Source organism: Pseudomonas sp. GW823-FHT01D03 (assembly GCF_058798255.1).
In genome coordinates this window covers 3,183,960-3,199,083 of the sequence record NZ_JBXAKK010000001.1, presented here as the reverse complement: position 1 = coordinate 3,199,083, position 15,124 = coordinate 3,183,960, and the positions used below count along the sequence as shown (strand labels likewise).

Annotated in this window: 10 protein-coding genes; 3 read left to right on the top strand and 7 right to left on the bottom strand. The window is 60.3% G+C overall.

What is annotated here, in order from left to right; all coding sequences use genetic code 11:
• Positions 1–378: a response regulator gene (locus AC1RBR_RS13810; protein WP_003225116.1), complete on the top strand. Its 378-nt coding sequence runs from the start codon at positions 1–3 to the stop codon at positions 376–378.
• A 117-nt stretch (positions 379–495) separates the two neighbouring features.
• On the opposite strand, the gene AC1RBR_RS13805 is transcribed toward AC1RBR_RS13810, so the two are convergent.
• From AC1RBR_RS13805 to mexE, 6 genes are all read right to left on the bottom strand, one after another.
• Positions 496–2,166: an ATP-binding protein gene (locus AC1RBR_RS13805; RefSeq protein WP_492564972.1), complete on the bottom strand. Its 1,671-nt coding sequence runs from the start codon at positions 2,164–2,166 to the stop codon at positions 496–498.
• The gene (locus AC1RBR_RS13800; protein ID WP_492564971.1) at positions 2,163–3,665 is read right to left on the bottom strand and encodes an ATPase domain-containing protein; all 1,503 of its coding nucleotides are present in this window, start codon (positions 3,663–3,665) and stop codon (positions 2,163–2,165) included. Before AC1RBR_RS13800 ends, AC1RBR_RS13805 begins: the two co-directional genes overlap by 4 nt.
• Before the next feature lie 141 nt (positions 3,666–3,806).
• Positions 3,807–4,862, bottom strand: coding sequence for a HEAT repeat domain-containing protein (locus AC1RBR_RS13795; RefSeq protein WP_492564969.1), 1,056 nt, complete (start codon positions 4,860–4,862; stop codon positions 3,807–3,809).
• Positions 4,863–5,057: 195 nt separating this feature from the next.
• Entirely contained in the window at positions 5,058–6,479 is a 1,422-nt protein-coding gene (locus tag AC1RBR_RS13790; protein WP_095136002.1) for an efflux transporter outer membrane subunit, read from the bottom strand.
• A complete protein-coding gene (locus AC1RBR_RS13785; RefSeq protein WP_253149873.1) occupies positions 6,476–9,667 on the bottom strand; it encodes an efflux RND transporter permease subunit in 3,192 nt (1,063 codons plus the stop codon). The genes AC1RBR_RS13790 and AC1RBR_RS13785 overlap by 4 nt, the downstream gene beginning before the upstream one ends.
• Positions 9,668–9,682: 15 nt before the next feature.
• Positions 9,683–10,936, bottom strand: coding sequence for a multidrug efflux RND transporter periplasmic adaptor subunit MexE (gene mexE, locus AC1RBR_RS13780; RefSeq protein WP_204894586.1), 1,254 nt, complete (start codon positions 10,934–10,936; stop codon positions 9,683–9,685).
• Between the two features lie 399 nt (positions 10,937–11,335).
• Between mexE and AC1RBR_RS13775 the strand changes: the two genes are divergently transcribed.
• Positions 11,336–12,514: a sugar transporter gene (locus AC1RBR_RS13775; RefSeq protein WP_492564967.1), complete on the top strand. Its 1,179-nt coding sequence runs from the start codon at positions 11,336–11,338 to the stop codon at positions 12,512–12,514.
• A 16-nt stretch (positions 12,515–12,530) separates the two neighbouring features.
• Here the strand turns inward: AC1RBR_RS13775 and AC1RBR_RS13770 are convergent, their stop codons facing one another.
• Positions 12,531–13,460 carry a LysR family transcriptional regulator gene (locus tag AC1RBR_RS13770; protein WP_481394918.1) on the bottom strand — a complete coding sequence of 310 codons (930 nt, stop codon included), beginning with the start codon at positions 13,458–13,460 and terminating at the stop codon, positions 12,531–12,533.
• Positions 13,461–13,729: 269 nt separating this feature from the next.
• On the opposite strand from AC1RBR_RS13770, the gene AC1RBR_RS13765 reads away from it, so the two are divergent.
• Positions 13,730–14,752 carry a zinc-dependent alcohol dehydrogenase family protein gene (locus AC1RBR_RS13765; protein WP_253149879.1) on the top strand — a complete coding sequence of 341 codons (1,023 nt, stop codon included), beginning with the start codon at positions 13,730–13,732 and terminating at the stop codon, positions 14,750–14,752.
• The last annotated feature ends 372 nt before the right edge of the window (positions 14,753–15,124 follow it).

Here is a 15,124-nt window from a genome sequence, read left to right as displayed (position 1 = left end):
ATGAGCGTAGATGCACAAGATGTAGTACTCGTCGTCGAGGACGAACCGGTTATCTTGATGGTGCTGACAGATTACCTGTCGGGGCAGGGGTACCGCGTGTTGCAGGCCGAAAACGGCGAGCAGGCGTTCGAGATCCTCGCGAGCAAGCCGCATCTGGACATGCTGATCACTGACTTCCGCCTGCCGGGCGGGATCTCCGGCGTGCAGATCGCGGAGCCGGCAGTAAAACTGCGCCCGGATCTGAAGGTGATCTTCATCAGTGGCTATCCGCAGGAAATCCGCGAGACCGGCAGCCCGATCACGCGCAAGGCGCCGATCCTGGAAAAGCCGTTCGATCTGGACGTGCTGCAGGAAAAGATTCAGGAATTGCTGGCCTGATCCATAGCGGCTGATATTTCCCATGTAGGAGCTGCCGCAGGCTGCGATCTTTTGATCTTGAAAAAACAAGATCAAAAGATCGCAGCCTGCGGCAGCTCCTACAGTCGTTTTGGGGGATCAGTTCTTGATCATCTCGCGGACCTTGGCGGTCAGCAGATCGAAGGTGAACGGCTTGGTGATCATCTGCATCCCCGAGTCGAGGAAACCACCGCGCACTGCGGCATGCTCGGCATAGCCGGTGATGAACAACACCTTCAATCCCGGCCGATACTGACGGCCGATCTCCGCCAGTTGCCGGCCGTTCATGCCCGGCAGGCCGACGTCACTGATCAGCAGGTCGATGCGCTGCGTCGAGTTGAGGATCGGCACGGCGCCGTCGGCATCGCCGGCTTCGACAAACGCATAACCCAGCTCACTGAGCACCGCGCTGACCAGCACGCGCACAGCGGGGTCGTCCTCGACGATCAACACGGTTTCGCCATCCATTGCTTCCGGGGCCTGCTGAATATCGGACACCGGATGCTCCAGCTCTTCGCCGCGAAAGCGCGGCAGGTACAGTTTGACCGTGGTGCCCTGATCGATTTCGCTGTCGATCGAGACATGACCACGGGACTGTTTGCTGAAGCCGTAGATCATCGACAGGCCCAGCCCGGTGCCCTGACCGATCGGCTTGGTGGTGAAGAACGGATCGAACGCGCGATTGACCACACTCTGCGGCATGCCACTGCCGTTATCGGTGACGCTGAGCATCACGTAGTCCCCAGGCTCGAGATTCGGGTAGGCCTCGGTGAACTCCGGCTTAAGCACCTGGTTGCTGGTTTCGACCACCAGTTTGCCGCCCTCGGGCATCGCGTCACGGGCGTTGAGCACCAGGTTGAGCAGGGCGCTTTCCAGTTGATTGGGGTCGGCTTCGGCCACCCACAAGTCGTCGTTCAGGCGCATGTCGAGTTGAATGCTTTCGTTGAGGCTGCGCTGCAGCAGCTCACCCATCGACAGCACCAGCGTGTTCATCTGCACGGCTTTGGAGTCCAGCGATTGCCGGCGGGAGAACGCCAGCAAACGGTGGGTCAAGCCGGCGGCGCGGTTGGCTGACGTGACACCGAGGTCGATCAGGCTGTCGAGGTCATCAAGGCGTCCGCGAGCAAGTCGCCGGCGCAGCAGTTCCAGACTGCCGATGATCCCGGTGAGCATATTGTTGAAGTCGTGAGCGATGCCGCCGGTTAGCTGACCGACCGCTTCCATTTTCTGTGACTGACGCAAGGCTTCTTCGTTGTGGCGCAGTTGCGCGGTGCGCTCCTCGACCTGTTGCTCAAGGGTTTCCAGGGTCGATTGCAGTCGGCGTTCGCTTTCACTCAGATCGATCAGGCGATCGCGGGCTTCGTACTGTCGTCGTCGCCCGCGCAGGGCGGTGGAGACCAGACTGACCAGGGTCGCCGGATGAAACGGGCGCTCAAGGAAGGTGACGTTACCCAGCAGTTCACTCAGGCGTGAGGAGGGGCCTTGCTCCGGGCCGCCGTGGTGGGTCAGCAAGACGATCGGCAGATCCGACCAGGCCGGCTGCTGCTCCAGAAAATGCAGCAGCGTTTCCAGTTCAGGGCCGCGCAGGGCTTCGGTGGCAATCAACAAGAGTCCGGCCCCAGGCTCCAGTTCTGCGCACAGTGCGCCCAGATCCGGAGTGATGACCCCGCCGTAACCCGCCTCATTGAGGATCATCAGCGCCACTTGGCTGTCCCGACCCATGGGCGCCAGGATCAGCGCCCGTTCCGACAGTGATACGGAAGCTGTCACAAGGTTTCTTCCCGCAACAGCGGATTGCTCGCGCCGAGGTAAGTCGGCACGCCACGCAGCACGCCCTGAAACGCTTCCAGCGGTTCGCCGATGGTCATGCCCTGGCCCGAAATGCGGTATTCACGGATGGTCGATTCGTGGCTGCCAGTGCGTTTCTTGATAATGGAAATGGCTCGGCGAACCTTGCCGATGGCTTCGAAGTAGCGCAGCAGGATCACCGTGTCCGCCAGGTAAGTGATGTCGACCGGCGCCTGCATGTCGCCGACCAGGCCATGCTGGGCTACCGTCATGAAGGTCGCCGCGCCTTTGCGGTTCAGATACAGCAGCAACTCATGCATGTGCAGCACCAGAGCGTTTTCTTCCGGCATCGCGGCCTGATAGCCGTTGATGCTGTCGATCACCACGGTCTTGATGTTGCGCTCATCAACACAGCGACGCACCCGATGCGAGAACTCGCCGGGGGACAGTTCGGCGGCGTCCACCTGATCGATCAACAGGTTGCCGGTGGCTTGCAGGGCCTTGAGGTCGATGCCGATGTTTTTCATGCGCTCGAACAGCAGGCCCAGCTCTTCATCAAAAATGAACAGCGCGGCTTTCTCGCCCCGGGCCACTGCCGCAGCGGCAAAGATCATCGAAATCAGCGATTTGCCGGTACCGGCCGGGCCAAGAATCAACGTGCTGGAGCCGGTTTCGACCCCGCCACCGAGCAAGGCATCCATTTCCTGAATCCCGCTGCTCAGTTGCAGGCGCGGGTAGTCGCTGCGGTGTTCGGCAGCCACCAGGCGCGGGAATACATGGACGCCGTCGCCCATGATGGTGAAGTCGTGGTAACCGCCACGGTATTTCTGGCCGCGATATTTGACGATGCGCACGCGGCGGCGCTCGGCGCCGTAATTGGGCGTCAGTTCTTCGAGACGTATCACCCCGTGGGCTACGCTGTGCACGGTCTTGTCGAGCGACTCGGTGGTCAGGTCGTCAAGCAGCAGCACGGTGGCGTCGTAACGCACGAAGTAATGTTTGATCGCCAGAATCTGCCGGCGGTAGCGCAGCGAACTTTGCGCCAGCAGGCGGATCTCCGACAGGCTGTCGAGCACCACGCGGGTCGGCTTGAAGCGCTCGACCACTTCGAAAATCTGCTTGGTGGCTTCGCCCAGCTCAAGGTCGGACGAGTACAGCAGGCTTTGCTGATGCTCGGCGTTGAGCAGGCTCTCGGGCGGCGTCAGCTCGAAGATTTCAATGTTCTCGTTCAGCTCCCAGCCGTGGGACGCCGCGCCTTGACGCAGTTCACGCTCGGTTTCCGACAGTGTGATGTACAGACAGCGTTCGCCGGCACGGGCGCCCGCCATCAGGAAATGCAACGCGACGGTGGTTTTGCCTGTACCGGGTTCACCTTCGAGCAAAAACACATGCCCTCGGGACAAACCGCCGGCGAGGATGTCATCCAGGCCGACGATGCCGGTGGCGGCTTTTGCACTGATCAACTCGTTGGACGTAGACAAAGAATGCCCTCTCATGACTAGGGGAATCGAGGCAGCAGGCTGTATCAGCCGTTGTGCTCTACCTGATTACTTGACCGCTTGCAGTCATGACTGGTTCCGAGGTTTCGATATCAAAGTGTCATTGAATTAACGGGCAAAGGCTCAAAGTCCCTGCTGCAACGCCGGGTCATCAGGGTTCATCTGTTCCAGTTGCGCGAGCAGAATCTGCACATTCTGCAACTGGCCGCTTTCCTTCCAGTAGTTGATCAGCAGCACCCGCGCCTTACGGTCGGCGGGGTGGCGCTGGACGACTTCCTGCAACTGCTTTTGTGCCGCTTCCAGCTCCTCGGCCGCGTGCAGGGTGGTGGCGAGGTCGTAGCGGTAATCCTTGTTGTCAGGCTCAAGTTCCACCGCTTTGGACAAGCCGAGCAGGGCGAACTCACGCTGGTCATGGTGCAACAGCCACAGCCCGAGCGCGTGTTGCAGGTAGGCGGAATCCGGTTGCGCCTGCAGCTGTTTGGCGAGCAACTGGCGCGCGGCGTCGCTCTGACCCTGGCGGTCGAGAACATCGATCTGCATCACCAGCGCCGGCAGGTTGCCCGGCTCCAGACGCAGCGTGTTGTCCAGCGCCTGCTGCGCCTGTTTGAGTTCGGCGTTGTGCAGATACAGGCGCGCCAGTTGCGCATAGGTGGCGGCGCTTTGCGGTTGACCCTTGAGCACGTGTTCCCAGCCATCGATGGCTTGCTGCAGAGGGGCGAAATACAGTCCCAGTTGATCCGGCGTCAGGCCGAGCAGGGCGTTGATCGCGGCGAACCGTACGCTTTGATCCTCATCGTCGAGCATCGGCCCGAGCAGCAGACTGCGTTGTCCGCCGGGCACCAGTCCGACCACACTCTGGATTGCTGCCAGCCGTACTTCGGGGGCGTTGTTCTGCAGATGGGCGTCGGCCAGTTTCAGCGCTTGCGGGCTTGGATAATTGGGCAGCTCGGCCAGCAGCCAGACAATGCGCTTGACCGACAGATCCGGGCGTCCCAGTTGCTGGTACAACTGCCGCGCGGCTCCCGGCTGACCGGCGCGGGCCGCCGTAAGGGCTTCGCTGTAGCCGCGCTTGATCGCTTCTGGCACCACTGGGGCGGTGGAGCGCAGGGTTAACCAGGCAATGACGACGAGCAGCACAAGGCCAAGGCTGATGAGCAGGTAGCGGCGGGACTGAGGCATGCGATTTCCGTGAACGGGCGTTCTATAGCAGAGGGGCAAGCTTCGGTCAGAGAAGGCCATGAGTCAAACCCATGCTTGCGAATTGACCTGTAGGAGCTGCCGCAGGGGCGGGCATAAAAAAGCCCCGCGACCGAATGATACGCGGGGCAAAAAATTGGTTGGTCGCGGCCAACCAAAGGAGCTCTTTGAAAAGCGTTACTTGCTGGCGACGGTTTCCGGCTGCCAGCCACCACCCAAAGCCTTGTAGATCGCGACGATGCCGCGATACAGATCAACTTCGGCCTGGGCCTGAGTGTCTTCGGCATTCAGGCGTTCACGCTGGGCGTCGAGCAGCACGAGGAAATCGGTGGTGCCTTCGCGGTAGCGGATTTCCGCGAGATCGGCAGCCTTGCGGCTCGATTCACTCTGGCGAATCAGCGAGATCAGGCGTTGCTGACGTTTGCCGTAATCGCTGAAGGCGTTTTCCGATTCTTCCAGTGCCAGCAGCACTTGTTGCTCGTAGGTCGCCAGAGCGCCTTCGGCATCCGCATCGGCACCGCGCAAGCGGGCGCGCACGCTGCCCAGATCGAACGCTGCCCAGGTGATGCTCGGGCCGAGTGCCCAGGCATTGGCCGCCGAAGAACCGATCTGCGAACCGCGCCCGGCCGTCCAGCCGAGGAAGCCGCTGAGGCTGACCCGCGGGAACAGGTCGGCTTTCGCCACACCGATCCGCGCGGTGGCCGAGGCCAGTTGGCGTTCGGCGCTGAGGATGTCCGGACGGCGTTGCAGCAGCTCACCCGGATCGCCGATCGGCAAGGCTTTGGCAATCGCCGGCAAGTCTTTCGGGCTCAGATCCACGGTCAGTTTGTCCGGACGCTCGCCCAGCAGGGTGGCGATGCGGTTTTTCTGCCGAACCTGTTCCGCCTGCAATTGCGGCACGCTGGCTTCCACCGAGGCCAGGCGCGCATCGGCACGTTCGACGTCGAGCTGATCACCAACGCCGGCATCACGCAGGCTGATGGTGATCTTGCGTGACTCCTGCTGGTTTTCCAGGTTGGCCACGGCGATCTTCTCGCGCAATTGCGCACCGCGCAGTTGACCGTAGGCGTCCACCAGTTCGGCAATCATGGTGACTTGCAGTTGGTACAGATCGGCTTCGGCCGCCTGCTGGTCGGCGTCGCTGGCTTCCAGATTGCGCTGGATACGCCCGAACAGATCGAGTTCCCAGGCCATGTCCAGGCCCAGATCGTAGCGTTCGCTGTTGACCCGGTTGGTGGTCTGGCCAGGGATTTGTCCCTTGGCCAGATCACTGCTGGCGCGGCTGGTGATGGTCGGCATCGCATCGTTGCTGGCGTCGTCGCGGATCGCCCGGGCGGCTTTCCAGCGGGCGAACGCCACGCGCAGTTCACGGTTGCCTTGCAGCGATTGCGTCACCAACTGGTTGAGGGTCGGATCATCGAATTGCTGCCACCAGATGCCTTCGAATTTCGAACGGTCGAAGTTCTTTTGCCCGGCGGCGCCATCGGTGGCAGCCGTGATGTTGGCCGCCTCCGTGGCTGGGGTCTTGTAGTCGGGGCCGACGGCGCAGGCGCTCAACGCCAGCACCAGCAGACTCGGCAGGAAGACTTTCAGACTCATTGGTGCGCCTCCAGTGGCTTTTGAAGATGTTGCGCCTTGGCCGCTTTGCGAGCTTCACTGCGCTCCACGAAATTACGGATCAGCACGTAGAACACTGGCGTCAGCAACAGACCGAAGAAGGTCACCCCGAGCATCCCGGAGAACACCGCCACACCCATCGCGTGACGCATCTCGGCACCGGCGCCGCTGGAGAACACCAGTGGCACCACACCCATGATGAACGCGAAGGAGGTCATCAGGATCGGCCGCAGACGCAGACGGCAGGCTTCCAGTACCGCAGCCAGCGGATCGAGACCTTCCAGTTGCTTATCCTTGGCGAATTCGACGATCAGAATCGCGTTCTTGCACGCCAGGCCCACCAGTACGATCAGGCCGATCTGGGTAAAGATGTTGTTGTCGCCGCCGGAGATGATCACGCCGGTGATGGCCGACAGCAGGGTCATCGGTACGATCAGGATCACCGCCAGTGGCAGGCTCCAGCTTTCGTACTGCGCGGCGAGCACCAGGAACGCCAGCAATACGCAGAGCGGGAACACGAACAGCGCGGTGTTGCCGGACAGAATCTGCTGGTAGGTCAGGTCGGTCCACTCGTAGGTCATGCCGTTCGGCAGTTCATCTTTCAGCAGTTTTTCGATGGCTTTCTCGGCCTGGCCGGAGCTGTAGCCGGGGGCTGCTGCACCGTTGATTTCTGCGGTGATGAAGCCGTTGTAGTGCATCACGCGATCCGGGCCCGAGGTGTCGCTGACCTTGATGAAGGTCGCCAGCGGGATCATTTCGCCCTTGTTGTTGCGCACTTTCAGCTGACCGATCTGGTCGGATTCGAGACGGAACTGTTGCTCAGCCTGAACGTTGACCTGATAGGTGCGTCCGAAACGGTTGAAGTCGTTGGCATACAGCGAACCCAGGTAAATTTGCAGGGTGTCGAAGATGTCGCTGACGGCCACGCCGTGGGTCTTGGCTTTCTCGCGGTCGATGGCGGCATCGACCTGCGGCACGTTTACCGTGTAGCTGGTGAACAGCCCGGCCAGTTCCGGCACGTTGTGGCTCTTGGCAATGATGTTCATGGTTTCCTTGTACAGCTCGTCGTAGCCCAGGTTGCCCCGGTCTTCGATTTGCAGGCGGAAACCACCGATGGTGCCCAGACCTTGTACCGGCGGCGGCGGGAAGATCGCCATGTACGCTTCCTGAATGTTCGCGTACTGACCGTTCAAGGCCCCGGCGATGGCACCGGCGGACATGCTCGGGTCTTTACGCTCGTCGAACGGTTTCAGGGTCACGAACACGATGCCGGCGTTCGGGCTGTTGGTGAAGCCGTTGATCGACAGGCCCGGGAACGCTACGGCGCTTTCCACGCCCGGCTGTTTCAGCGCCAGGTCGGACATGCGCTTGATCACCTCTTCGGTGCGATCCAGGCTCGCGGCGTCCGGCAGTTGCGCGAAAGCCACCAGGTATTGCTTGTCCTGGCCGGGTACGAAACCGGTCGGGGTGTTGGAGAAACCGAAGAACGTCAACACCATCAGGCCTGCGTACAGGAAGAGGGCGATGCCGCTGCCACGGATGACCCGGCGCACGGTACCGACGTAGCCATGACTGGCCTTGTCAAAGAAGCGGTTGAACGGACGGAACAGCCAGCCACCGAAGATCTTGTCCAGAACTCGCGAGAAGCGGTCTTTTGGCGCGTCGTGGCCCTTTAGCAATACGGCGGCCAGTGCTGGAGACAGGGTCAGCGAGTTGAAGGCCGAGATCACCGTGGAGATGGCGATGGTCAAAGCGAACTGCTTGTAGAACTGACCGGTCAGGCCCGAGATGAACGCGGCGGGTACGAACACCGCACACAGCACGAGCGCGGTGGCAATGATCGGGCCGGTCACTTCACCCATGGCCTTCTTGGTCGCATCGAACGGATTCAGCCCCAGTTCAATGTTGCGCTCGACGTTCTCCACCACCACGATGGCGTCGTCGACCACGATACCGATCGCCAGTACCAGGCCGAACAGCGACAGGGCGTTGAGCGAGAAGCCGAACAGGTGCATGACTGCAAACGTACCGATCAACGATACCGGCACCGCCACCAACGGAATGATCGAGGCGCGCCAGGTCTGCAGGAACAGGATCACCACCAGCACCACGAGGATCAGTGCTTCGAAGAGGGTGTGAACCACCGCCTCGATCGAGCCGCGCACGAAGATCGTCGGGTCATAGACGATGCTGTAGTCCATGCCTTGCGGGAAGTTTTTCTTCAACTCGTCCATCTTGCTGCGAACATCGTTCGAGATGTCGATGGCATTGGAGCCAGGACGCTGGAAGATCGGGATGGCCACCGCCGGCTGGTTGTCCAGCAACGAACGCAGCGCGTATTGGCTGGAACCCAGTTCAACGCGCGCAATGTCTTTGAGGCGAGTGATTTCACCGTTGTCGCCAGCGCGAATGACGATGTTCTCGAATTCTTCCTCGCTGACCAGACGGCCCTGGGTGTTGACCGACAGCTGGAAGCTCTGGGCATTCGGCGCAGGAGGCGCACCGAGTTGACCGGCCGCCACCTGACGGTTCTGCTCACGAATGGCGGTCACCACGTCGGTGGCGGTCAGATTGCGCGAAGCGGTCTTGTTCGGATCGAGCCAGACCCGCAGCGAGTAGTCGCCCATACCGAACAGTTGGACGTCACCAACACCGTTCAGACGAGCGAGCTCATCCTTGATGTTGAGGATCGCGTAGTTGGACAGGTAGAGCATGTCGTAGCGTTTGTCCGGCGAGGTCAAGTGCACAACCATGGTCAGGTCGGGCGAGGCCTTGTCGACGGTGATACCGATGCGCGTCACTTCCTCGGGAAGTTTCGGCTCGGTCCGGGTCACCCGGTTTTGCACCTGCACCTGCGCGTTGTCCAGGTCAGTGCCCAGGGCGAAGGTGATGGTCAGGGTGATCTTGCCGTCAGCGGTGGACTGCGAGGACATGTACAGCATGTTCTCGACGCCGGTGATGGCCTGCTCCAGCGGAGCGGCCACGGTTTCACCGATGACTTTGGGGTTGGCGCCCGGGAAGTTGGCACGCACCACCACGGTCGGTGGCACGACTTCCGGGTATTCGCTGATCGGCAGCTGGAACAGCGAGATCGCACCGGCGATCAGGATCAACAGCGAGAGCACCGCTGCGAAGATCGGCCGTGAAATGAAGAATTGGGAAAAATTCATCGGAGTTGTCGTCCCTTAACCGCGTGGGGTCGTAGCGGCCAGCTTCACAGCCGTACCCTGTGCACCTTTGGCGGGCGCGACTTTGGGCAGGTTGCTGGCTTCCAGCGCTTGACGTTGTTGAGCCAGAGCGGCAATGGTCTGCTCGCTGGCCATCGGGATCACTTCAGGCGTTACCGGCGAACCCGGACGTACCCGCTGCAGCCCCTTGACGATGATCGTGTCGTCCTTGTTCAGACCGCTGCGCACAATGCGCAGGCCTTCGATCTTCGGCCCCAGTTCGACGGCGCGGTAAGCGGTCTTGTTGTCCGCATCCATCACCAGCACGAACTTCTTGCCGAGATCGGTACCGACCGCTTCGTCGTTGATCAACATGGCGTTGTAGGTGCCGCTGCCGACCAGTTTCAGCCGTGCATACAGGCCCGGGGTGTAGCTGCCGTCGCTGTTGTCGAACACCGCGCGGCCACGGATGGTGCCGGTTTTCGGGTTGACCTGGTTGTCGACGAAGTTCATCTGACCGAGGTGCGGGTTGCCGTCTTCGTTGGACAGGCCCATATACACCGGAGTAGTGGCGCCGCGCTGACCGTTACGGGCGAGTTGGGTGTATTTAAGGAACACCCGCTCGTCGGCGTCGAAGTAGGCGTAGACCTTGTCGGTGGAGACCACGCTGGTCAGCGCGGTGGTGTCGGCGGTCACCAGGTTACCGGCGGTGATTTCCGCACGGCTGACGCGACCGCTGATTGGTGCGGTGACGCGGGTGAAGCTCAGGTTGAGCTTGGCCAGATCCAGTTGTGCTTGCAGGGCGCCGACGGCGGCGCGGGCTTCCTGGGCAGCGCTGGTACGCGAGTCGGCCAGTTCGGCGGAGATCGCGTTGCTGGCACGCAGACGTTCGCCACGACCGGCTTCGTTTTCACTGCGGGTGGCGGTGGCGCGGGCCTGGGCGACCAGGGCTTCGAGGCGGCGAACCTCAGCCTGGAAAGGACGCGGATCGATCTGGAACAGCAGGTCGCCTTTCTTCACCAGTGCGCCTTCGGTGAAGGCGACGTCGTCGATCTGGCCGGAGACTCGCGGACGGATTTCAACGGTTTCCGGCGCTTCGAGACGCCCGGTGAATTCGTCCCACTCGTTGACCGGTTGTTCCAGCACCTTGGCCACGCTGACTTTGGCAGCGGGCATAGTGGCGGCAGTCTCCGGAGTCTTGCCGCAGGCGCTCATCACCAGCACGGCCAACATGGCCAAGGGGAAGCGCAAATGTTTGAGTGACTGTTCCATGGAATCATCCGCCAATGTATTGAAGATGGGCGGATGATGCTCGGCGGGGTGTGATGGCACGAATCGAATGAAGCAAAGGTAACTATCATTCGGAATGATATAAGACCGATTCGAGCCCTCTAGCATGCACCTTTCGTTAGGGTGCTATCAATTGGTTTGATGACAAATGTTTGTTGCGGAGCGAGCAAGAATCCGCAAGGGTTGAATCGGCGGGAGTACAAAACGAACTCCCCAAGCCAATAAATGGCCGTACAGGATAGGATCATGTGGCTTGTCCATCTGATCCAGCGTCCCCTTCAACGTCGACACATTCGGCAATCGGTGGACCAGTAACCGACAAATGGACATAGATCGCTGCGTACGAACACGCACGATCATCAAAGAGTAAAACGACTTTTAATGAGTGATTCTACGGCGACAAACAACGGCAACTGGTACGCAGTGATTGCCCTGGCACTGGCGGCGTTTGTGTTCAACACCACCGAGTTTGTCCCGGTCGGTCTGTTGAGTTCGATCGGCAGCAGCTTCGACATGTCGACCGCGCAGGTCGGCCTCATGTTGACCATCTATGCGTGGGTGGTGTCTTTGACGTCGCTGCCGATCATGCTGCTGACGCGCAACGTCGAGCGGCGGAAATTGCTGATTGTGCTGTTCGGGATGTTTATCGCCAGTCACATTTTGTCGAGTCTGGCGACCAGCTTCGGGGTGCTGCTGGTGAGCCGGATCGGTGTGGCGTTGTCGCATGCATTGTTCTGGTCGATTACCGCGTCTTTGGCCGTGCGCCTGGCACCCCCGGGCAAACAGGTTCAAGCCTTGGGCTTGCTGGCAACGGGTACTTCGCTAGCGATGGTGCTGGGCATTCCCCTTGGCCGCTTGCTGGGCGAGGCCATGGGGTGGCGCACGACCTTTCTCGTGATTGCAGGCTTTGCGGCAGCGCTGGTGTTCTGTCTGGCGAAGGTGCTGCCGCTGTTGCCCAGCCAGAACTCGGGCTCGCTCAAGAGTCTGCCGATATTGCTCAAGCGACCGGCGCTGGTGGCCGTCTATGTTCTGACGGCGATGGTGGTGACGGCACAATTCACTGCCTACAGCTACATCGAACCGTTCGTACTGACCGTGGCCAACATGAGCGGCGACGTGGTGACGCTGCTGCTGTTGCTATTCGGCGGCGCCGGCATTTTCGGCTCGCTGCTGTTCAGTTACCTGCACAGCTATAACCCGCAGCGCTTTCTGATCATCTGCGTATCGTTGCTCGCCTTGTGCCTGGCTTTGCTGTTGCCGTTGAGCGGCAACGTCTCATACCTCGGCGTGCTGAGTGTGTTCTGGGGCATGGCAATCATGGGGTTCGGTCTGGCGTTGCAGTCGAAAGTCCTGGTACTGGCGCCGGACGCCACCGATGTGGCGATGGCGCTGTTTTCCGGGATCTACAACATCGGTATCGGCGGCGGGGCACTGGTGGGGAGTTGGGTGGGCAGTCAGTTTGGTTTTGCTTACATCGGGGTGGTTGGCGGGATGCTGGCGGCTTCGGCGTTAGCGTTTTACTGCCTGTCGATTTATCGCAACAGCCGGGCCGTAATTTGAATGTTTGGCTGCCTGCTTAATGTGCAGGCAGCTCGAGGCTGTCCGGATCGCCAAAGAACATCTGAATCCGCGACCGCAACCAACGCTCCCCCGGATCATTATCCTGCGATCCACGCCAAGCCATGTGCAGCTCAAACGTACGCGTCGGCAACGGCGGATCTTCCGCGCGCACACCGCCCGCAGCGGTCAGCGCCTCCGCCGTGTAATCCGGTACGGTCGCGACGATGTCGGTGCCGGCGAGGAGCGTACTCAAACCGTTGAACTGCGGCACGGCCAGTACCACATGGCGCTTACGCCCGAGTTTCTCCAGTTCTTCATCAATAAAACCACTGAGGTCACCGGCGAACGACACCAGTGCATGCGGACGCGCGCAGTAGTCATCCAGACTGAGCGGGCCGGGCACGGTGTCGGCGCGCAGCAGTTTCGGCTGGCTGCGGCGCAGCACCTTGCGCTTGGCGTTGGCCGGCAGGTCGGTGGTGTAGCTGACGCCGATGGAGATTTCGCCGGAGGCCAGCAGGCCCGGCATCAATATGTAGTTGACTCGGCGCACGACGAGGACGATGCCCGGTGCTTCGGCGCGCAGGCGTTTGAGCAGCATCGGCAGCAGGGCGAATTCGACGTCGTCGGACAGGCCGATGCGAAATACCGAGGTGCTGGTGGCCGGGTCGAATTCGGCGGCACGGCTGACAGCGGTGGAGATCGAGTCGAGTGCCGGCGAGAGCAGGGCGAAGATTTCCACCGCGCGGGCGGACGGTTCCATGCTGCGTCCGGTGCGCACGAACAACGGGTCATCGAACAGGCTGCGCAGGCGCGAGAGCGCCGCACTGATCGCCGGCTGGCCGAGAAACAGCTTCTCGGCGGCGCGGGTCACACTGCGCTCGTGCATCAATGTTTCGAATACGATCAACAGGTTCAGGTCGACACGACGCAGGTCATTACGATTCATCTGGAGTCCTGGCAGAGTCATCAAGCTTGACGAGAGCGACCATATGAGAACAATGGCCGGCATGAATATTACGGGGAAAGGCTGGTACTCTGCACCGCTAAATTCAGCTTTACCGGGCCGATTGCGGCATTTTTTCATCGATTTTGCCAATGCCGTTCATACTGCGGAATCAATGACAGGCATGTCGACTATTAATAGCCACTGATAGTCTTGGGTCAAAAGCCCAGATAGAGTTCAGGGCATTAGAGGTTACTTTGACGAGGTTTGCGATGTCCCGCACGATCCGTTTTCACAAGTTTGGTCCGGCCGAGGTGCTCAAATGCGAAGAGCATGCGGCCGCTCAGCCAGGTCCTGGCGAAGTGCAGGTGCGTGTCGAGGCGATCGGCATCAGCTGGTACGACATTCTCTGGCGTCAGAACCTGGCCTCGTCCCAGGCACGCCTGCCGTCCGGTCTCGGCCATGAAATGGCCGGTGTGGTCACTGCGGTTGGTGACGATGTGGACGATCTGTCGGTTGGCGACAAAGTGGCCAGTTTTCCGGCCGAAAGCCCGAACGACTACCCGGTGTATGGTGAGCAGATCGTGCTGCCACGCACCGCGCTGACCCGTTATCCGGATGTGCTCAGTCCGGTCGAGGCCAGCGTGCATTACACGCCGTTGTTGATCGCCTATTTCGCCTATGCCGATCTGGCGCGGGTCAAGCCCGGGCAGTTTGCTCTGGTCACTGACGCCAGCCATTGCGCCGGTCCGTCCTTTGTCCAGTTGGGCAAGGCCATGGGTGTGCGGGTGATTGCGGCGACAAAAACCGCCGATGAACGCGATTACCTGTTGTCCCTGGGTGCCGAGAAAGTCATCGTCACCGAGGAAGAAGATCTGTTGATGCGAATCAACAAAATCACCGACAACCGTGGTGTCGACGTGGTGTTCGACGGTCTGGGCGGTCCGCAGATGTCGTTGCTCGGCGATGTGCTCGCACCACGTGGCAGCCTGGTTCTGTATGGCCTGCAGGGCGGTAACCAGACACCATTCCCGGCCTGTGCGGCGTTCCAGAAGAACATCCAGTTCTTCGTACACTGCATCGGCAATTTCACCGGTAAACCCGAGCTGGGCATTACTCAGGACCACGTCGCCTTGCAGCGCGCGTTGCGTGATATCAATCAGTTGACGGCCGACCGCGTGCTGCTGCCGTTGAAGACACGGGTTTTTCCGTTCAACGAGTTCGTTGAAGCTCACCGCTATATGGATGAATGCCCTTGTCGTGAACGGGTCGCCCTGCAGGTCGAACCCGCGTAATTCCCTCCGAACAGAGTCCGTGGCCCCACGGACTCTTGCGTTTTACCCCTCGCAAATAATCAGACAGACCAGGCATGGTGCGTGGCCGGTTGTGCATCTGAACCGGTTTTTGTCTGCCATCTGTATCTTCTAATCGCCATATAAGCCCTGATAATTGAATGATTACTTTCATCTCAAGGAATGAGCCATGTCTGTGCATTCTGTTTTCCATTGCGCGTTTAATGTTTCCTCTCGTGGGCGATATGCCGGATTTTGTTTAATGACTGTAGGGTATTTCCTATTGTTGTTCTGCTTTTGTTGTACTCAATGTTCGTGGGACGCTGTAAGAAGTTTCCTCAGATATTTTGAGTTAAGAAAAAACTCAATAAAGAC